At 37.9% G+C, this 20,376-nt stretch carries 18 protein-coding genes; 17 read left to right on the top strand and 1 reads right to left on the bottom strand.

Annotated features, from left to right (window positions below):
- The first annotated feature begins 5 nt into the window (after window positions 1–5).
- From AC1TO4_RS05855 to psiE, 9 genes are all read left to right on the top strand, one after another.
- Entirely contained in the window at window positions 6–1,121 is a 1,116-nt protein-coding gene (locus AC1TO4_RS05855; protein WP_482104550.1) for a muconate cycloisomerase family protein, read from the top strand.
- A 21-nt stretch (window positions 1,122–1,142) separates the two neighbouring features.
- Window positions 1,143–2,336 (top strand): thiolase family protein, encoded by a 1,194-nt coding sequence (locus AC1TO4_RS05850; protein ID WP_482102002.1) that lies wholly within the window; start codon window positions 1,143–1,145, stop codon window positions 2,334–2,336.
- A gap of 470 nt (window positions 2,337–2,806) precedes the next feature.
- Window positions 2,807–4,408, top strand: coding sequence for an ATP-binding protein (locus AC1TO4_RS05845; RefSeq protein ID WP_482104549.1), 1,602 nt, complete (start codon window positions 2,807–2,809; stop codon window positions 4,406–4,408).
- Between the two features lie 18 nt (window positions 4,409–4,426).
- Window positions 4,427–5,101, top strand: a complete 675-nt coding sequence (locus AC1TO4_RS05840; RefSeq protein ID WP_482104548.1) for a response regulator — start codon at window positions 4,427–4,429, stop codon at window positions 5,099–5,101.
- A gap of 140 nt (window positions 5,102–5,241) precedes the next feature.
- Window positions 5,242–6,213, top strand: a complete 972-nt coding sequence (locus AC1TO4_RS05835; protein WP_482104547.1) for a tripartite tricarboxylate transporter substrate binding protein — start codon at window positions 5,242–5,244, stop codon at window positions 6,211–6,213.
- A gap of 180 nt (window positions 6,214–6,393) precedes the next feature.
- Window positions 6,394–6,552 carry a hypothetical protein gene (locus AC1TO4_RS05830; RefSeq protein WP_482104546.1) on the top strand — a complete coding sequence of 53 codons (159 nt, stop codon included), beginning with the start codon at window positions 6,394–6,396 and terminating at the stop codon, window positions 6,550–6,552.
- 145 nt (window positions 6,553–6,697) lie between these two features.
- Window positions 6,698–7,822 (top strand): AbrB family transcriptional regulator, encoded by a 1,125-nt coding sequence (locus AC1TO4_RS05825; protein WP_482104545.1) that lies wholly within the window; start codon window positions 6,698–6,700, stop codon window positions 7,820–7,822.
- A 340-nt stretch (window positions 7,823–8,162) separates the two neighbouring features.
- On the top strand, window positions 8,163–9,470 hold the full coding sequence (locus tag AC1TO4_RS05820; RefSeq protein ID WP_482104544.1) for a CitMHS family transporter: 1,308 nt from the start codon (window positions 8,163–8,165) through the stop codon (window positions 9,468–9,470).
- 406 nt (window positions 9,471–9,876) lie between these two features.
- The gene (gene psiE / locus AC1TO4_RS05815; protein WP_482104543.1) at window positions 9,877–10,329 is read left to right on the top strand and encodes a phosphate-starvation-inducible protein PsiE; all 453 of its coding nucleotides are present in this window, start codon (window positions 9,877–9,879) and stop codon (window positions 10,327–10,329) included.
- A gap of 166 nt (window positions 10,330–10,495) precedes the next feature.
- Here psiE and AC1TO4_RS05810 read toward each other — a convergent pair whose 3' ends face one another.
- Entirely contained in the window at window positions 10,496–12,316 is a 1,821-nt protein-coding gene (locus AC1TO4_RS05810) for a helix-turn-helix domain-containing protein (protein ID WP_482104542.1), read from the bottom strand.
- A 556-nt stretch (window positions 12,317–12,872) separates the two neighbouring features.
- Between AC1TO4_RS05810 and AC1TO4_RS05805 the strand changes: the two genes are divergently transcribed.
- From AC1TO4_RS05805 to AC1TO4_RS05770, 8 genes are all read left to right on the top strand, one after another.
- A complete protein-coding gene (locus AC1TO4_RS05805) occupies window positions 12,873–14,084 on the top strand; it encodes an acyl-CoA dehydrogenase family protein (protein ID WP_482104541.1) in 1,212 nt (403 codons plus the stop codon).
- 57 nt (window positions 14,085–14,141) lie between these two features.
- A complete protein-coding gene (locus tag AC1TO4_RS05800; RefSeq protein ID WP_482104540.1) occupies window positions 14,142–15,116 on the top strand; it encodes a catechol 2,3-dioxygenase in 975 nt (324 codons plus the stop codon).
- Window positions 15,117–15,296: 180 nt separating this feature from the next.
- The gene (locus AC1TO4_RS05795; RefSeq protein WP_482104539.1) at window positions 15,297–16,121 is read left to right on the top strand and encodes an alpha/beta fold hydrolase; all 825 of its coding nucleotides are present in this window, start codon (window positions 15,297–15,299) and stop codon (window positions 16,119–16,121) included.
- 72 nt (window positions 16,122–16,193) lie between these two features.
- Window positions 16,194–16,667: a flavin reductase family protein gene (locus AC1TO4_RS05790; protein WP_482104538.1), complete on the top strand. Its 474-nt coding sequence runs from the start codon at window positions 16,194–16,196 to the stop codon at window positions 16,665–16,667.
- Window positions 16,668–16,679: 12 nt separating this feature from the next.
- Window positions 16,680–17,471 (top strand): 2-keto-4-pentenoate hydratase, encoded by a 792-nt coding sequence (locus AC1TO4_RS05785; protein ID WP_482104537.1) that lies wholly within the window; start codon window positions 16,680–16,682, stop codon window positions 17,469–17,471.
- Window positions 17,468–18,349: an acetaldehyde dehydrogenase (acetylating) gene (locus AC1TO4_RS05780; RefSeq protein ID WP_482104536.1), complete on the top strand. Its 882-nt coding sequence runs from the start codon at window positions 17,468–17,470 to the stop codon at window positions 18,347–18,349. Before AC1TO4_RS05785 ends, AC1TO4_RS05780 begins: the two co-directional genes overlap by 4 nt.
- A 12-nt stretch (window positions 18,350–18,361) precedes the next feature.
- Window positions 18,362–19,369 (top strand): 4-hydroxy-2-oxovalerate aldolase, encoded by a 1,008-nt coding sequence (gene dmpG, locus AC1TO4_RS05775; protein ID WP_482104535.1) that lies wholly within the window; start codon window positions 18,362–18,364, stop codon window positions 19,367–19,369.
- 16 nt (window positions 19,370–19,385) lie between these two features.
- Window positions 19,386–20,168, top strand: coding sequence for an adenylyltransferase/cytidyltransferase family protein (locus tag AC1TO4_RS05770; protein WP_482104534.1), 783 nt, complete (start codon window positions 19,386–19,388; stop codon window positions 20,166–20,168).
- Window positions 20,169–20,376 lie beyond the last annotated feature (208 nt).

The raw sequence follows: 20,376 nt of genomic DNA, 5'->3' as shown, positions 1-20,376 counted from the left end.
TCACAATGAAAATACGTTCTTTTGCTGTTTATATTCTAGATTTACCGACAATACGACCACATCAATTGGCCATGCATACGATTGTTTCTCAAACGATAGTCGTCGGCTGTGTTACTGATGAAGAAGGACGTGAAGGCTGGTCCGAAGTGGCAACAATCGGAGGGGCTTCTTACGGGGAGTCGACGCCAGAAGCGATTAAAGCCAATATTGACACGTATATTGCGCCATTAGTGATTGGGAAGAATCCCATTCACTTCGACAAAATTATGTATGAAGTATCGCAACAAGTGCGAGGCAATAACTTCGCTAAAACTGTTGTAGAAGCAGCGATTATTGATTTGGCAGCAAGAAGTAAAGGAATTCCCGCATTTGAATTATTCGGGGGTCAAATTCATACCTCATTGCCCATCGCTTGGACACTTGCTAGCGGGAATACAGAACAAGATATTGAAGAAGCGAAGGAATTTTTACATCAAAAACGCCATAATATTTTCAAATTAAAAATTGGAAAAGGCGATCCGTTTAAAAATGTGGAGCATGTACGTCAAATTAAACAAGCCATTGGAGACGAAGCACGTATCACTGTCGATGTCAATCAAGCATGGGACGAAGATACGGCGAATTATTGCATCGCAGCTTTAGAAGATGGCGGTGTTTCAATGGTAGAACAGCCACTACCAACGTGGAATTATGAAGGTATGTCCAGATTGACTGCTAAATTTAAAGTACCCATTATGGCAGATGAAGCAGCAAATAGCATTCAAGATGTGTTCCAAATATCGAAGCACCGCGCAGGTAATTGTATTGCATTGAAACCTTGTAAAGCAGGTGGATTAACGCAAACGAAGAAAGTTGCGGGAATTGCGGAAGCAGCGGGAATTGGCTTGTATGGTGGAACGATGATTGAGTCGAGCCTTGGTACAGCAATTTGCGCCCAATTATACGCTACTATTCCAGAAATGAAATTCGGTACGGAGATATTTGGTCCTTTATTGTTCAAAGACAATATTACAGTGAATGACATTCAATATGAAAACTTTGAAGTCATTATTCCTACAGGCCCAGGATTTGGTATGGAAATCGATAAAGAAAAAGTGAAACATTATGCGAGAAGCCTTTAAGTAAATTCGGGAGATGATGACATGAAAAATGTAGTAATCGTGGATGCAGTGCGTACAGCTATCGGTAAACTTGGAGGTAGTATCGGCAATGAAACAGTGGACTTCCTCGCTTCCCATGCGATTGAAGAGCTAATTCGTCGAACAGAGTTAGATAAAAGCGCTGTTGGAGAAGTCATTTTAGGGCAAGCAAAACAAAGTTCGGATGCATCGAACTTAGCAAGAGTCGCGATGTTACGTGCTGGCATACCTGTTGAAGTACCTGGCTATACACTTCACCGACAATGTGGTTCTGGTGTACAAGCCGTCAACTCTGCTGCGCAACAAATTCAAACAGGGTTAAGTGACATGATTATTGCCGGCGGAGCGGAATCGATGAGTACTGCTCCTTACTATGTAAATAGTGTGCGATTTGGAACGAAATCAGGAGATGTAACGTTAAAAGACCCGAATACCGCTAGTCAACCAGGGTCTCAGCCTAAAGAAACCTATGGCGATCTAAATATGGGGATTACAGCAGAAAATATCGCAGAGAAATATAACATTTCAAGAGAAGCACAAGATGAATTTGCGTTAAGCAGTCAAGAAAAAACAAAAAATGCAATCGAAAAAGGCCATTTTGAAAAGGAAATTACCCCTTATCCGGTGAAAACGCGCAAAGGCATTATCGAGTTTAAAGTCGACGAGCATCCAAGAGAAACAACTTTGGAAAAGCTAGCCCTTCTTAAACCCGTATTCAAAGAAGGCGGAACAGTCACTGCTGGTAATGCGAGTGGACGTAATGATGGCGCAGCTGCGTTGTTAGTCATGTCCGAAGACGAAGCATTGAAGCGGGGATACCAACCGAAAGCGCGAATTATTGCGCAAGCTTCTGCTGGATGTGCGCCTGAACTGATGGGCATGGGACCTGTTAATGCAACGTTGAAAGCATTGAAACAAACCAACTTGTCGATGGCAGATTTAGATATAGTGGAGTTAAACGAAGCTTTTGCTGCCCAAGCTATTGCATGTGTGAATGAGTTGGGACTGGATTACAGCAAAGTGAATCCAAACGGCGGAGCCATTGCGATGGGTCATCCAATTGGCGCGACGGGTGCGATTTTACTGACTAAATTGGTACATGAACTTGAAAGAACAGGCAAGAAATATGGAGTTGTCACTCTCTGTATCGCAGGCGGAATGGGAATTGCTACAATCGTTGAAAACTTGCGCGTTTGATTTGTGAAAAAGTGTGGAGTCGCTTTGTGCGGCTCTTAACACTATGAAATCATTTTACACAAATTATACACAAGAATGGATGGACTCACCTCGACGTGAAGCGTATTTTTTAGCTTACATGAGGGATACGATATGAATTCCAGAGATTGCCGGAAGAGTTGGCTATTCTGACCTAGACTATTTCAATAATAAATTTAAAAAGAGTATGGATTTCTCTCAAAAAGAATTCCGTAAATCTGTAGTATAAAAATCATAGGGTTACAAATGAAGGCAGAATATCATTGAGATGTTTTGTCTTTTTACTGTTCCCAGTGTTAATGTGAAATGCTAGTGTAAGGGATAATCGTGAATGATTGTATTGTCTGTTGATCACATAGGCACCTCATTATGAGAGGACGGTGTACGCTATAAATTAGTATGAGAAAATGCTATGATTAAAATGACAGTAATTTAAGAAAAGAGTTAAGACAATGAAAAAACTGAAAAAAATCTCGCTACAAACAAAAATATTAGGGCTAATTAGTACGTTAATCCTTTTACTCATCATTCTTCTCGCAAGCATATTTGCTTACTTGCAATCCGTTGATACAAGGAATCAAGTAAAACAATTAGCTTTGCAATCGGCTAAGACGATTTCTCTCATGCCGGAGTTAAGGGATGCTATTGAAAAAGAGGAAGTAGAAGCCCATTTTCGACCAGTTGCTGAGCAAGTAAAAGATCAGGTGCATGCGGCAAATATTATCATTGAAAATCGTGAGGGAATCATATATTCGCACGTAAATCCAAGCCAAGTTGGTCAGGAGAGTTTAGACCATACAAATTATCATGCGTTAATTTTTGGAGGTTCTAACACTTTTGAGGTGGAACGAGAGCAAGGTTCGGTTTTAGTTGGGAAGGCTCCTATTATTGCGGACTACGGGGCATATACTCGGGTGATTGGAACAGTATCTGTCGAGTTTTTGGAATGGGATATTTATCAAAGTATATATAATCGAATTAAAACCATTATCATTGCATCATTGATTGTTTTACTTTTAGGAATCATTGGCGGCATTTTTCTAACAAGAAGCATTAGAAAAGATACTTTGGGACTGGAACCGCATGAAATTTCTTCATTGTTCAGGGAAAGGAGTGCAATTCTTTTATCCGTCAAGGAAGGCATTATGGCTATTGATGAAAATGGATTAGTAACTTTAATTAATCATTCCGCAAAGTCCATGTTGAATCTTCAGGAAGAAGATATTATAGGTCAGCATATCCATCATGTCCTCCAAAATATTAGAATAAATGAAGTTTTACAGACAGGAAAAGCGATTCATAATGTTGAGGTCTTGATTAACGAAAAAGTTTTCATATTCAATTTAATCCCTATCATTGAAAATGAATATGTTGTAAGTGTTGTTACTAGTTTCCGGGATAAAACAGAATTAAAAAAGCTTATGAATACTATATCAGAGGTTCGTGATTATTCAGAGGGACTTCGTTCGCAAACGCATGAGTATGCCAATAAATTATATTTGTTATCAGGATTATTACAATTAGAACGATATCAGGATGCATTTGAATTTATCCAAAAAGAATCTACCATTCATCAGCATCGAAATCGGATATTATTTAACCAAATTCATGATGCAAATGTCCAAGCTATTCTTTTAGGCAAACTTGGAAAGGCATCAGAGAAGAAGATTATCCTTGAAATTGATGCTGATAGTTATGTGGATTCCTTGCCAAGTCACATAGGGGTAACAGATGTTGTTATTATTATCGGAAATCTTATCGATAATGCATTTGATGCAGTCGCACATCTGAAAGAGAGAAAAGTGACTTTTTCAATTACTGGACTTGGAAACGATATTATTATAGAGGTAACAGATAACGGAATAGGGATTCCGGAGGATTTGTTAGATACATTGTTTTCTTCAGGATACTCCTCTAAGGGTGAAGACAGAGGGTATGGCCTATTCAATGTGAAACGCATTGTAGATTCGTTAGGTGGAACAATTGAAGTGAGTATTGAACGAAATGAAAGGTCTATTTTCACAGTTTATCTTCCAAAAAAGGTTTCGGAATAGAGTAAGGAGTAGAACAAAATGATAAAAGTTGTAATAGCGGAGGACGATTTTAGAATTGCACAAGTACAAGAACAGTTTTTACAAAAGGTAACGGGTGTAACACTGGTTGGGAAGGCGCTAAATGCAAAAGAAACAATGGAAATTCTAGGTGAAAATGAAGTGGATTTACTTCTACTAGATGTCTATATGCCTGATGAACTTGGTACAGATTTATTACCGAAAATTAGAGAGTGTTATCCGGCAATCGATATTATCATGGTGACTGCCGCAACTGAAAGAGCGATGCTTGATAGGGCTATCCAATATGGTGTGTGTAACTATTTATTAAAGCCAGTAACAATGGAGAAATTTGTTGAAGCGATTGAAAACTATAAAAAGAAGAAAGAATTACTTGGTAATCGAGAAGAAGTGGATCAAACACTGATTGATCGATTCTTTGGAACCTCTACTCAGACAACTATCAGCCAAAAAGATCTCCCTACAGGTGTTGATCGTCATACTTTAAAGAAAGTGAAAGAAGTGGTGGAAGAACTTAGGGGTGTTTCCATTGAAGAAATGGGTGAAAAGTTGGGGGTTTCTCGAACAACTGCAAGAAGGTACTTAGAGTATCTTGTTTTGATAGGTGACTGCACGGCTAAACATGAATATGGAATTGTAGGAAGACCTCAGCGAAAATATTATTTTGTAGATTAACAAAAAGACTGAACTTCATTCAGTAAAAGTCTCCCGGCGCCTGTTGTAGGTTCAATTGGAGAGTTTCTCGAACAAAATTGATGAAAAACGGGAAGTAAATACGCCAATGCGTATTAGATTAAATGAACGAGGTATGAACAATGAGGAAAAAAATAATTGTTGTTTTTGTATTTTTCACCATACTTATCAGCGGATGTTCTCAAGAAAAGGATCAGGAAGCAATTATAGATGAAGTAACGATTATTGCTCCAAGCTCTATTGGTGGAGGCTGGGACATAACAGCGCGGGCGGTACAAGATGTTTTAAAGAGTGAGAACTTATTTGACGGGGATATTCGTGTGCTTAATAAAATAGGAGCAGGTGGAGAGCTAGGTTGGAAATTTACCAAAGAGGAAAAAGATCATGTTTTAGCTATCAATTCCAGCCTGCTTATTACCAATCATTTATTAGGTCAAAGTCAAATAACCTATAAAGATTTCACACCAATTGCTACTTTGGCTACGGAATGGGAAGTTGTGATTGTTTCGAAGGATTCACCTATAAGTAGTGCAAAAAGCCTGATGTATAAACTGAAAGAAACACCTCATGCTTATAAGATTGGTGTCTCTCCAAGACTGGGGAATGACGATCAGCTCTCTTTTGTATTAGCAGGCAAAAAAGTTGGGCTACATCCTGAAGAACTTGGCTTTTTTGTTTACGAAAACAGTGCTCAAGTAGTGGAGGCATTATTAAAAAAACAAATAGATGTTGCAACAATGACTTTAGCGGAGGCTAAAAAATATTATGATTTAAATCAAGTGAAACTACTCGTTATCTCCTCCGATGAAAGGTTAAAAGAGCTACCTGAAATTCCTACGTGGTCAGAAGAAGGAATTGATTTGGTTTTCCAGCATTGGCGCGGTATTATGGGACCGCCGAATATGACGAAGGATGAAATTCAATACTGGGATACGATGCTTGAAAAAATGGTGAGAACAGAAGAATGGGAACAAATACTAAAGAAGTATATGTGGAAAGGTTTTTATAAGAATAGTAATGAAACCTCTAAATTTCTTGAAGAACAAGTGAAAATGTATGAAACATTAATGAAGGTTCATGGAGATGAAAAGTAGCGCTTGAACACTATAAACAAAATAGTTTAAAAGGTTTCAATGAATTAATTTTTCGTAATATATACTTCCTGCTTTAATAGCTTTATGATTATGGAAAAAGTATACGACAACAACTGTGGATCAAATCTCACTGCTAGTCTACATCGTTACTTTTTAATACACTGATGGGGGAACGGATATATGTGGATTATAACTGTTTATACGGATGAAGGTAGTATTAAAATGTATGAATTCGAAGATGAGCAAGAGGCAAGAGAATTAACTCGAAAAATAAAAGGTAGAAAAATTCTTTCCAATGTTGTCTATTTTAACGATCATTTCTTCGACGCTGCTAGTTAATAGGGACTCTATAATGACGAGGTTGACTCGGAGATTTAAGTGTTAACACCTCCCCCGTTTCATACGAAGGATTAAGAGTGATGACACGACCGGGATCAGCCTCGTTTTGTTCATTTGTAAATGAGTAGTGTAAATGGAGGACATCATGACTTTTACATCAATCACAAAGTTACTTACTAGAAAAAAACCAAGACAACTTCAATTTATAGAAGCTTTATTATGCGGAATAGCAGGTGGGGGTTTATTCACGCTACTAAATTTACCATTGTCATGGATGTTAGGACCATTAACTGCAGTTTTGATGTGGAAGCTCCTCTCAAAACGAGATTTATATTGGCCAGTCAGTTTTAGAAATGGAGGGCAGATGTTATTAGGCTATAGTATGGGCTTATCGTTTACGATTGAAAGTGCTAGACAGATTGTATATCAATTGCCATCAATGACGATTATTACTGTGTTAATGGTGGTTTTCGGACTAGGAATTGCTTTTTTTGTTTCAAGGCTAACCGGCATTAACATACAGAGTGCTGTAATGGGGACGACACCAGGTGGTTTATCCCAAATGGTCGTATTGAGCGAAGAGATTAAGGGAGCGGATTCGACAATAGTTACATTGATGCAAACGATAAGGATGTTAACCGTTATTTTCATTGTACCGACATTATCGATTCATGCATTCTCAAGTGCTGGAACACAAAAGGGTAAACCTACAATCGATACAGTTGCGCAAATCGAATACGGGAGTATTTTTCAGGTTATTACGGTTCTTGCGATTGTTCTAGTCGTCACTGCATGTGCAGTCAACTTCAAATTTCCAACTCCGTGGATTATAGGGCCCTTACTCTCATCGGCTATTTTAATGGTAAGTGGCTTTGAAACACCTCAACTTCCTCCAATTCTTATCGTACTTGCACAACTTTGCTTAGGGATACACTTTGGCCTTGGAATAAAATTAAATATGTTGAAAAACTCGAGAAAGCTACTGCTGTTCTCGTTTATTTGCGGATTATTAATTGTCGGTTTTGCTCTCGTTTTAGCTTATGGCTTACATATGATATATCCGATTACAATGACAACTGCATTTTTATGTATAGCTCCAGGCGGCTTACCGGAAATGGGTGTTACAGCTCATGCGGTTCATGCAGATGTATCTATGGTCGCCGCTTATCAGTTGTTTCGTGTTTTTTTCATATTGTTCATCGTGCCTATTTTTTTGAGATATCTATTTGGAAGACAGGACATTCTCGGGAAATCGGTAAAATCATTATAAATCATTTTGTCGCTTGTCAAATTGGCGTTATCAGGATTAATATCCACCGTAGCGGGTTCAATGGGTTCTTTATTTCAATTTATTTAGTGGCCCTTATCCACAACATAAATTAGTAGAAAAACGCTTGGATTTAACCAAGCGTTTTTCTATGCGGACTAATTCATTATCAGATTATGGACTAAATGAACAAAATAGCTATTAAGAATTTAAATAACAATACTTTGTAAACGTTTACATAGGCATATTACTATTCTATATTAATAGATAATATCCAAAATCTTAAATTGTTTGTCATATTTGATAGACGACTTTTGTGGAAATGCAATATAGGAGGAATAGTATGTTAGCATTTTTAGGTTTTTCAATGATCGTCGTATTTATATTTTTAATCATTACAAAGCGAATGTCCGCGTTGGTTGCGTTAGTTGCGATACCTATTTTGTTCGCATTACTAGGGGGATTTGGACCTGGCATCGGTGAAATGATGTTAGAGGGAATCAAGCAAGTTGCACCGACTGGTGTAATGTTAATGTTCGCTATACTTTATTTTGGAGTGATGATTGATGCGGGCTTATTTGATCCGCTTGTTTCAAAAATTTTATCGATTGTTAAGGGAGATCCACTAAAAATTGTTTTAGGTACGGCTATCCTTTCGATGGCAGTAGCACTTGATGGTGATGGAACGACTACTTATATGATTACGGTATCAGCAATGCTTCCGCTTTATAAGCGTATTGGAATGAATCCGCTCATATTAACATGTATTGCGATGCTTTCATTTGGTATCATGAATATGACACCTTGGGGTGGACCGACGGCAAGAGCGGTAGCTGCACTACAGCTTGATGTGTCAGATGTGTTTATACCTCTTATCCCTGTTATGATTGCGGGAATTATGTGGGTTTTATTTACGGCGTTTATTCTTGGGAAAAGAGAGCGCAATAGATTGGGAGTTGTCGAGATTCAATACTCAAAGGATGAGATGCTTGCTATAAGTCAACTAGCTGCAACTACAACAGTAGAAGACATTAAGCGTCCGAAATTGTTATGGTTTAATCTTGCTTTAACAATTACTCTGATTGTTTGTTTAGTAACCTCTGTATTACCGTTATCTACGTTATTCATGATTGCCTTTGTCATTGCGCTTATGGTTAACTATCCGAATTTAGATGATCAGAAAGAAAGAATATCTAATCATGCAGGAAATGTACTTGCAGTTGTTGGGTTAGTTTTTGCTTCAGGTGTTTTTACAGGGATTTTATCTGGAACAGAAATGGTTGATGCGATGGCCAACAGCTTAGTTGCTGTAATTCCAGAATCTTTAGGTTCGTATTTTGCGGTCATTACAGCTGTAACAAGTATTCCGTTTACTTATTTTATGGCAAATGACCCCTACTATTTTGGAGTATTGCCAATCTTGGCTGAAACTGCGGCAACTTATGGTGTGGATCCAGTAGAGATTGCGCGTGCGTCTATACTAGGTCAACCAGTTCATGCGATGAGCCCTTTAATTGCTTCCGCTTACTTACTTGTTGGTATGGCCGGAGTAGATTTTGGAGACCACCAAAAGTTTATTATTAAGTGGGCATTAGGTTCATGTTTTGTCATGATTATTGCAGCAATTGTCTTTGGAGTTATTACTTTCTAATATCGACCAAGTCTAATTGAATTGCTAATATATATATAATACAAAAAATCACCTCATCTTTCTTGCTGAAGGTGATTTTTTGTGTGTTGATATTGAGCATCAAAAATACGGGCATCAAGTGGTCGTGCCAATTTGGTGTTAGGGGAGTAGGGGTTCACGCATATAAAAATGTATGGTGAAAGCATCTTCCCTAATTGTTTGCGAAAGTGCAATGAGAGGGAAGTGATCTACGCTGTTGGACATTACGGATATACAAAGATTTTTCCATTGTGCCGAAATTAGTGAAATTTACAGAAACTTTAGAATTTATATCGTTATCCTTTGGTAGTATTAGAGGGTGGGTTATATAAATTGTTCGCTGAATTTATTCACGTTAATTTGTATAATACTTCAAACAAGTCGGAGGATGATTTATATAGTTAAGTGGAAAAAAGTGCTCAACTTTGTTTTTCAAATTATCCCCAAAACACTCCAAGTCGTATTGAATATTTCCCTCGTTTTCCTGGCGATAATCTTGTCATTTTTATTAATTAAGGAATTAATCATTTTCTGCCATTTGTTGTTTCATAAAGAAACGAATGATTATAAGGTATTCCTAGCCAACATACTTATATTCTTTTTATATTTTGAGTTTATCACGATGATCGTAAAATACTTTAAAGAAGATTATCATTTTCCAATGAGGTATTTTATTTACATCGGGATTACTGCCATGGTAAGACTCATAATTGTTGACCACAATCAAGCACTAGATACTTTGCTGTATTCGCTTGTTATCTTAGTGCTAATTATCGGATACTTCATTATGAATATAACGCCGCATGATCGACCGGAAAGTGAGTGGATCTTCAAAAAGTAAGTGCTGTTGCAACTCAGCCTTTAATAAATTACCAGAGAAGAAACCCACATATTGGGGAGTATTAATGTCACAATACACTTAAACTCACACTAGTTCAGAAGGTATTAATTTGCTAATTTCCAAGTAAAAAGCATTGCCACGTTACTAAATGACAAGACTGCTTACATTATATAGTAATTGTACCTTTTGACTTTAAAATATTAATGGCTAAGTAAATAGAAAATAAAGCCTGTGTATCCGTCAAATCATGATTTAAGATTTCGCTAATTTTAGTGAGCCGATAGCGTAAACCACTAATCGACATCGACATTTTCTTTGCTGTATTGTTAATGCTACTGCCATTATCTATATAAGTGTAAAGTGTCTTGATTAGATCGGAGTCTGTATCTATCGCTAGCAGTTTGCCAATATGCTGATTTACAAAGCGCTCAATTAGCACTTCATCTTGTATTTGGAACAATACACTTTCAATACCGAGTTCTTTAAAATAAGAGATATTTGACTGTTCGTTTATGGCACGTAGGGCAGCTAACGTTTCATTATATAGCACTGAGATATCCATAAACTTTGAAATCACTGTACTTACGCCTACGGAGAATCTATATTTAGAAAATCGCCGCGAGCAATGTTTTAATAATTGATTGATGAATTTTGATTGAGCTATATTCAAATCTTCAAAAGAAGGGTATTCAATTAGAACAATAACTTTATCAAGCTTATGTGAAACGATTGAATTAATATTGCGCTCATTTAAATACAAGTTGATATGTCGAATTAACTCTTCATTAAATACAATTTCGTTTTCGGTTTCCTTCACATTACGGTCGAATGTGAGCATCCAGTAGGTAGTAGAGGAGTTGAAACCCAAATAATAAGAGATTTTATACATTTCATCTTCTGTTAAACGACGCTCTAAAATATCATTTAAAAAACTCCGTTTAATATTCTGCTCTGTATTTATTTTAATATTTTCATTCAGTAAGATAATTGATGATGTCAATCCTGCTTTTTCTATGATCATATAGTCAAGGTCGTTAGGTTCATCTTGTCCGGTATATAGAAATGAGCAATAGCCTTTTATTTGCTGTTCATAGAAAATGGGCGTGCGTAATAATGAGAGTTCATCTGAATAGCGCTTAAAAGTAGTTTGTTTTGATATGAACTTCCGTAAATCAAGCGGTTTATCAAGATGACCTGCTTGAACAAGAATTTGATGGTTTTCATCTTCGATAAAGGTTGTTAAACCCGTTGTTTCATATAAAATGTCGACAACCTTTTGAATCCCTTGTTTTGATAGTAATTCCTCAATTAAACGCTGGTGGATATCATTGGCTTTATTTAAATGGTCGCGTTCGGCTTTTAGCTGCTCTGTAATTTCATCCAGTTCTTTAATGATACTAGTCCCTTGATAATACCCTAACTCACTCGTAATTTCGTCTCCCCACTTATCAATAGGCATAGAAATGCTTTTACAATGTTCGTGCCCCATAGCACGACATTCTATTTCTTTCACCAGGATAGGTTGTTGTAAGACTGTTGATAAGTATCCACTAACATAGCCGCATAATGTATGACAAACCGGTTCGGTGCCCAAATCGTGTGTTTTTAAATGTTGCTCTGCTTCAAATGTATTAATCCATAGTACTTCAGCAAATTCGAGCTGTTCCTCATCGGTACGCATTTCTAAAATTTCTACTTTATCTAGATAACCATGTAACCTGTGAAAATCAGGACCGGCTTTTACTAAATCCCAAACACTATCTGACTCAAATAGCTTTGCTTTTCCCGCATCACTCACACCGCAATGCCAGCCATATCGTGTTAATAGTCCTTTTGTTCGCTCCTCGCCAATTACTGAAACAAGCTCTTTTTTTAATGCAGTTCTAGCTTCAATAGGTATCGAAATCACGCGTTCATACAATTCTTTTACAACAGTCTCTCTTGGGAAGTCAAACGCATCCTTCAAGTGCAACGGATTAGGAATCATGGTCATTCACTCCTTGCTCAGATTTTTGACCTTCTATTTCAATATGCTTTATTAGAAGTTAGTGAACTGCTAATTACTTTTTTATAATATTTAATGCTGATAGATGGCGGATCAATAAGAGGATGGAATCTCAGTTTTAATACTAATAAAATAGCCATAGTTTCTTAAATAACTAGTATTTCTCGAAAGAGTATTTAAACGTTTTACACTAAAATTAATAAATATAGCTTCTTTCCGCTTCTATATAAAACTAATTTAGATATCACTCTATTTCTAGTCGCAATATTTAGAAAGTAAGCGGTTGCATCATTTGTGACTTCACCAACATATCACAATATAAAGAAAAATGTAAAATAGATTCATCAGAAAACCCATTCAATACGGTCTATTTGAATATTAACAAGAATTGATTAGTACATAAAGTTCGAATAGACAATAAACTACCGTACTTTTGATAGCTATATTAAAGAATATACAGAGAATATAATAATAACTAGATAGACAGAGTCATTTACGAAAATGATTGCGCTTACAACAAACAAAAGGAGGAATTAAATTGTCAATTAGTACTTTAGAGGTTCAGCGAAAAACAGCTAACAGAGAAGAGTTGCTTCAAAAAGCCAAAGAGGTTGGAGAGTTAGCTGAAAAGCATGCATTACAAGCAGATAATGATGCACAATTGCCAGATGTCGTCATTGAAAAAATAAAAGAAGTTGGATTTCAAAATCTTCATAGACCAAAAGAATATGGTGGTCAAGAATTAGACTTTCATACCTTTGGCGATATCATTCGAACAGTAGCCAACTATAATGTTTCGGCTGCATGGATAACTTATTTCTCCATTATTCATGATACTTGGCCAGCATTTTTACCAAAAGAAAGCCGAGACGAATTATACGAAAGTAAAGCTTTACTAGCTGATGTTTTTGCACCAGTTGGAAAAGTTACAGATGACCCTGATGGAGAAGGCTATCGAATCAGTGGTCAATGGAATTTCTGTAGTGGCGTATTGTGGAGTGATTGGATTGGCCTAGGTGCTGTTCATAAAATGAGAGATGGCGAGGAGCCGGAGCTTGGCTTGTATATCGTCCATAAAAAAGATACAGAAATCATTAAAAACTGGGATCCGATCGGATTACGTGGGACAGGCAGTAATGCAGTTAAAGTAGATGATTTATATGTCCCTGCAGATAAAATTTTCCTAGTAAAGAGAGTAGTTGAAGGTGCCACTGCACCGGATGGAAACTACGAAGAGGACTACCAACTTTTCAATGTTCCTTATCTCACATACTTCTTATCTGGATTTTCACAAATTGCAATTGGTGGTTTGGAACGCCTCGTCCGCGACTTTAAAGAAAAGACAGAGGGACGCGTTCGTATTTATAACAATAATGCAAGCGAAAAAGACGGAGGCAGCGCCCAGCGTACGCTTGGAGAAATTACCATACAGTTAACGGCCTTAAAAGCTGTAGCTAAGCAATACATGGATCAATTAACTTATTATCAAGAAAATGGTATTCGGACGTTAGAAGAAGAAGATCGTGCACAGCTGTTCGCGATGCGTGCGTATGTTGCAAAAGGATCAACTGAAGCGGCAACCCGAATTTTAACAATACTTGGTGGCAATTCAATCTACAAAGATCAGCATTCAGAAAGATTTGTTCGTGACATACTTGCAGTTGCTGCACATCCATCACATCTGTATGAAGACGCAATGGTAGGGTATGGGAAATCGATTCTAGGATTAAACGGACATCCCTTCTGGTGAATTAGTTATCATATTAAATAAAAAATATAAAAAATAAACTTATGGGAGGAAAATAAAATGACAAAAGAAAATATTTTTGATATTGCACATCTTGCACATGTTGAGCTTTATAGCCCTAAATTAGAGGAGTCTGTTGAATTTTTTAGAGAAATGTTGGGGATGAGTGAGATAGCTCGTCAAGGTAAATCCGTTTATATGCGTGCCTATGAGGATCATTACCATAATACATTAATTCTCACGGAAAATCATGAGGCTGGTTTAGGTCACCTTTCTCTAAGAGCTACATCTCCTCAAGCACTTGAGCGCCGTGTAGCACAGATTGAAAAAATGGGCTACGGCATTGGTTGGATTGATGGAGATGTCGGTCATGGTCGTGCCTATCAGTTCAACTCACCAGATGGTCATTTGATGGAAGTTTTCTGGGATGTTGAATATTATCAAGCAGCTGATGATCAGAAAACGCCATTATTAAATCGTCCGCAAAAACGTCCGAACCGCGGTGTTCCTGTCCGTCGTATCGACCACATTAATTTATTTGCAAGTGAAACAAATAAAAATGTGGAGTTTTTAGAGGAAGCACTTGGATTCAAAGTTCGCGAACGTGTTTTAGCTGATGATAATACGGATGTTGCTGCTTGGTTAAGCGTTAGTAACTTGGTTCATGATATTGCTATTACGGGAGATCAATCAGGAGAACGGGGGCGTCTACACCACCTTTGCTACTGGTATGGCTATCCACAACATTTATCCGATGTTTCAGACCTACTATTGGATAACGGATACGAAATTGAAGTCAGTCCAATTAAACATGGTGTGACTCAGGCAATGTGTATGTATGTTATCGAACCAGGTGGAAACCGTATCGAACTATTTGGTGATTCGGGCTATCTAATCCTTGACCCGGATTGGAAAACAATCGAATGGAATGTTAAAGATATTGATAAGGCTATTCTATGGCATGGCACTAAATTACCTCAGGAGTTTCTCATATATGGAACACCGGTAAAAAGCAAAGAGACTGTGAAAAATTAACGATTTTACAGCAATTAGCAGTATAAATTGAACCTATCGAATTAGTTGATGGAAATCAATACATTTTGCCAACAAGAAAGAGGAGGGACGAGTTGCGTTCCTCTTTCCTACTTTTTTTTAGTAGTTATCAGCTCAAACGTTGTGTATAAAGCCTTGTAAAAGGTAATAGGAGGGTTTTACTTGGAAATTAGTTCAAAACATATGAATGTCAATGGCATTAACACGCATTACCATGAAGAAGGTTCGGAAAACAAAGAAACAATGATATTAATACATGGATCTGGTCCCGGTGTGTCAGCATTTGCAAACTGGAGACTCGTTATTCCACGTTTAAGTGAATCACTACATGTATTTGCACCGGACATCGTTGGGTTTGGCGACACAGATAAAGTTTCTAAAGATGACTACAAACTTGATCTGTGGGTAGACCATCTGATTGGTTTTATAGAAGCAGTATCAGATGAGCCTGTATATTTAGTAGGAAATTCATTCGGAGGAGCACTGTCCCTTCATGTAGCACATAGAAGACCCGATTTAGTCAAAAAGTTAATTTTAATGGGTAGCGGTGGGGTAAAGCATAAAGTATCCTACGGTTTAGATCGCGTTTGGGGGTATGAGCCTAGCTTTGAATCGATGCAAGAATTAATTCAACTGTTCTCCTATGATGAAAACGCAGCAAAAAATGAGGAACTTGTCCGTTTACGTTACGAAGCCAGTATTAAACCTGAGACCAAAGAAGCTTTTGCAGCGATGTTCTTTGATTCACGACAAGAAAGATTGGATGAAATTGCATTGTCGGACGAAGAAATTGAAAATATTCAGACAGAAACTTTATTATTCCATGGCTTAAATGACCGAGTTATCCCATTTGAAGAAACGAGTTATAAATTTATCCAGCTACTACCACATGCAGAACTACATTTATTTAATGAGTGTGGTCACTGGACACAAATTGAAAAAACAGAACCGTTTATTGAACACATCCTGGCTTTTCTTAAAAACTGAAACTAGAGTAAGCACAGAGACGGTTCTCGTGCTTACTTTAGCTTAATATTACAATTTAAAGGAGAATTTAAAATGGACGATTTATTATTCAGAAAAGCGATGGGTAAATTTGCAACGGGTGTAACGGTATTAACCACAATTCATGAAGGGGACATACATGGAATGACAGCGAATGCCTTTATGTCTGTTTCGCTAGATCCGAAATTAGTTGTGATTTCCGTTGGAAAGAATGCGCGATTTTTAGATAAAGTAACACAGTCAAAACGATTTGCAGTCAATATTTTAGCTGAAGATCAGCAACAGGTTTCACAGCATTTTGCTGGAAAGCCTCAAGGAGAAGTGCAGTTTGCAACTTTAGATGGTCTACCTGTATTAGATGGTGCAATTGCACAAATAACGTGTGAAGTCGCATCTGTATATGAAGAAGGGGACCATACACTATTTATCGGGAGAGTAACTGATCTTAAGCTAGAAGAAAAAAATCCTCTCCTCTTCTTTGGTGGGCAATACAGCGAAGTAAAAGCACTAGAAACAAATAAATTATAAGTAGGTGAGTTCATGGAAATTCAGGCGATAGCACAAAAGCTACTAAATGCAGAGTTGTCTAAACAGCCCATTGCCCCTTTAACTGAAATAGAACTAAATATTACTGCTGATGATGCCTACAGCATTCAACTGCATCAAATAGGGCGAAAAGTTAGCGAAGGAGCCGTCGTAAAAGGCTTAAAAATTGGTTTAACGAGCAAAGTAATGCAAGAAATGTTAAATGTGCATACACCAGATTACGGATTCATTTTAGATACGATGGTTTTTGATGAACATTTGGCTGTTGATACAGAACAATTCATACAGCCAAAAGTAGAATTTGAAATTGCCTTTGTCTTTAAGGAAGCTCTAAAAGGGCCGAATGTGACGATACAAGATGTGATTGAAGCTACGGACTATGTCGTACCGTCAATTGAAATCATTGATAGTCGAATAGAAGATTGGCGCATTAAGTTTGAAGACACAGTTGCAGATAATGGATCATCAGCTGGCGCGGTATTAGGTGCACGAAAGACGCTATTACCGAATGTTGATATCGCTAAAATAGGCATGACGGTATATAAAAATGATGAATGCATCGACAAAGCGACCAGTGATGCGGTACTAGGAAACCCTTTAAATGCGGTAGTCTGGTTAGCAAATGAAGTGAGTCGTTATGACATTAGCATTCAACCAGGCATGTTTGTCCTGTCAGGTGCATTATCTAAAGCGCTACCATTTACTAATGGTGACCACTTTAAAGCAGATTTCGGTGAGTTAGGCGAAGTAAGCATTTCATTTCAAGCGGCAGAGGTGAAAGTATGACGAAATTAAAAGTAGGAATCATAGGTTCAGGGAACATTGGCACGGATTTGATGTATAAAATCGAACGCAGCGATTCACTCGAAATGAGTGTCATGGTAGGGATTGATCCAGATTCTGAAGGGCTAAAACGCGCGAAAGATGCAGGTTATACAGTTATTTCTACTGGTATTGATGGGTTAATGGAGCGTTTAGATTTAGTCGATATCGTGTTTGATGCGACGAGTGCATATGCACATAAAGCGCATAGCGATTTACTAACGTCTGCTGGAAAGAAAGTAATTGATTTAACGCCTGCAGCAATCGGTCCTTTCACTGTACCACCTGTTAATCTGAAAGCGAATTTCGCATCGTCAAATGTCAACATGGTTACGTGTGGTGGACAAGCAACGATTCCAATTGTCTATGCAATTAGTCGAATTGCACCTGTAGCGTATGCGGAAATTGTGGCAACGGTTGCTAGTAAAAGCGCCGGTCCAGGTACACGTGCCAATATTGACGAGTTTACACATACAACAGCACGTGCAATTGAAGAAGTGGGTGGAGCTGAAAAAGGAAAAGCGATTATTATTTTGAATCCTGCAGAGCCACCAGTTATTATGCGTGACACAGTAAATGCATTGATCAAAGATGCGAATTTCGATGAAGCAAAAGTTATTGCTTCTATTAAGAAAATGGTAATAGAAGTTCAAGAGTATGTACCAGGCTATCGTTTACGAGGGGCTCCACAATTTGATGGGCAGCGTGTAACGGTCTTTATAGAAGTTGAAGGTGCGGGCGATTTCTTCCCTGCCTATTCAGGTAACTTGGATATTATGACTGCTGCAGCAGCTAAAGTAGCCAATGAAATGGCAAAAGAACTAGCGGCGACTAATGCGTAAGGAGAGGGACAAATGGAAAAAAGATCATTTGAAATATTAGATGTAACACTTCGTGATGGAAGCCATTCGATGTCTCATTCTTTTACTCCGCAACAAGTGCTTGAAACAGCAAAAGGGTTAGATGAAGCAGGCATTCGTTATTTTGAAGTATCCCATGGAGACGGCCTTGGCGGATCATCTTTGCAGTACGGTTTGTCTGCACATGACGAGTTAAAGTTAATCGAAGTTGCAGCAGATGCGTGTAAGCAAGCGGAAGTCTCAGTGCTGTTAATTCCTGGAATAGGTGTCAAGGGCGATTTGCAAGATGCCGTAAAAGCAGGTGCGAAAATGGTCCGTGTCGCAACGCATGTTACAGAGGCAGACGTTGCCGCTCAGCATATTGCATTAGGGCGTGAGTTAGGACTAAAAACAGTTGGTTTTCTGATGATGTCTCATATGGCGTCAGTAGAGAAGATTGTAGAACAAGCAAAACTCTTCGAAAGCTATGGTGCGGAGATCATTTATATAACTGATTCTGCAGGGTATATGTTACCACAGGATGTTACTGATCGTATTTCCGCAGTAAAGCAATCGGTTGGCTGCGAAGTCGGTTTCCACGGGCACAATAATTTAGGAATGGCTATGGCGAATACAGTTGCAGCAGTTGAAGCGGGTGCTACATATATCGATGGCAGTTTACGTGCTTTAGGCGCTGGAAGTGGGAACACACAAACAGAGGTGATGGTTGCCGTTCTAGATCGTCTTGGGTACCAAACAGGCATTGATTTTTATAAAATCATGGATGTCGCAAATGATGTTGTTGCAAAATATATGCCAAGACCACAAGAAATAACAGGTTCAAGCTTAATCATGGGCTATTCTGGTGTGTATTCAAGTTTCCTCTTGCATACACAGGTTGCCTCCAAACGTTTTGGTGTTGACGAACGGGATATTTTGGTTGAATTAGGTCGCATGAAGGCGGTTGGTGGTCAAGAGGATTTAATCTATGATGTTGCCCAGAGGTTAGCGGTTCAAATTTAATGCGGGAGGGCTTTTTATGCAAACAATTCATCTAACAAGTCAAACGATTAAACAATGGCAAAATCAATTTCAACAGCAAGTACTTGCAATTGGCTTTTTTGACGGTTTGCATAAAGGCCACTTATCCGTCATTCAAGAGGCTAAACGATTGGCAGAGATTAATAGAGTTCCAGTAGCAGTAATGAGCTTTTTTCCACATCCGAAAACAATCGTAACCAATTCACCAAATTCGTTTCAGTATTTAATGCCGCTTGAAGATAAACAAGCAGTACTTGAGGAGCTTGGTATTGATAAATTGTTTTTAGTTCATTTTGACCAAGACCTCGCTAGTCTTTCATCTGCCGATTTCGTACAAAGCTTTTTGATAGGATTGAATGCGATGCATGTTGTGTGTGGGGTTGATTTTCATTATGGATCCCGTGGCAGTGGGTGTACTCAGTCACTTGAAAAACAAGGAGCTGGACATTTTAAAGTGTCAGCACTAGAGTTGATGGAATATGATGGGGAAAAGATTAGTTCAACACGTATTCGTCAAGCTTTGGAAAAAGGGAATATTCCCATACTCCGGAAGTTGCTAGGCAAATTCTATTCAGTGAATTGGTGCCCCGAAAATGGACTATACCCATTTTACTCATTACCAGCACCTGGCCAATATGAAGTGAATTTACATTATAACAACGAAATCGTTTCATGTAATGCTCAAGTGTTAAATGAAAAAGAAGCAAAGTTTACACATGACTTCAATCGATCGGGTCAATCTATTAAGGTAGAGTGGGTTAGAGCAATAGGAACTTTTTAGCATAAGTTTTCAACTATTATAAAACGAATTAAATCTCTTGAACTCACAAGTATATTAAGAGAAACTGTTTTATCAAAAACAAAAAAACGCCCAAAACTGTGCGTTTCTTACTGTAGACAAAAGGGCTGGAAATCAAATTGATTTCCAGCCCTTTTGTTTTTCTAATGTTTTGTTTACGAAAAATAGCCATTTTCCATTACTATTTATA

This window comes from Sporosarcina sp. Y838, assembly GCF_056786515.1.
The sequence above is the reverse complement of the archived record's forward strand: the minus strand, read 5'-3'. Positions and strand labels throughout refer to the sequence as shown.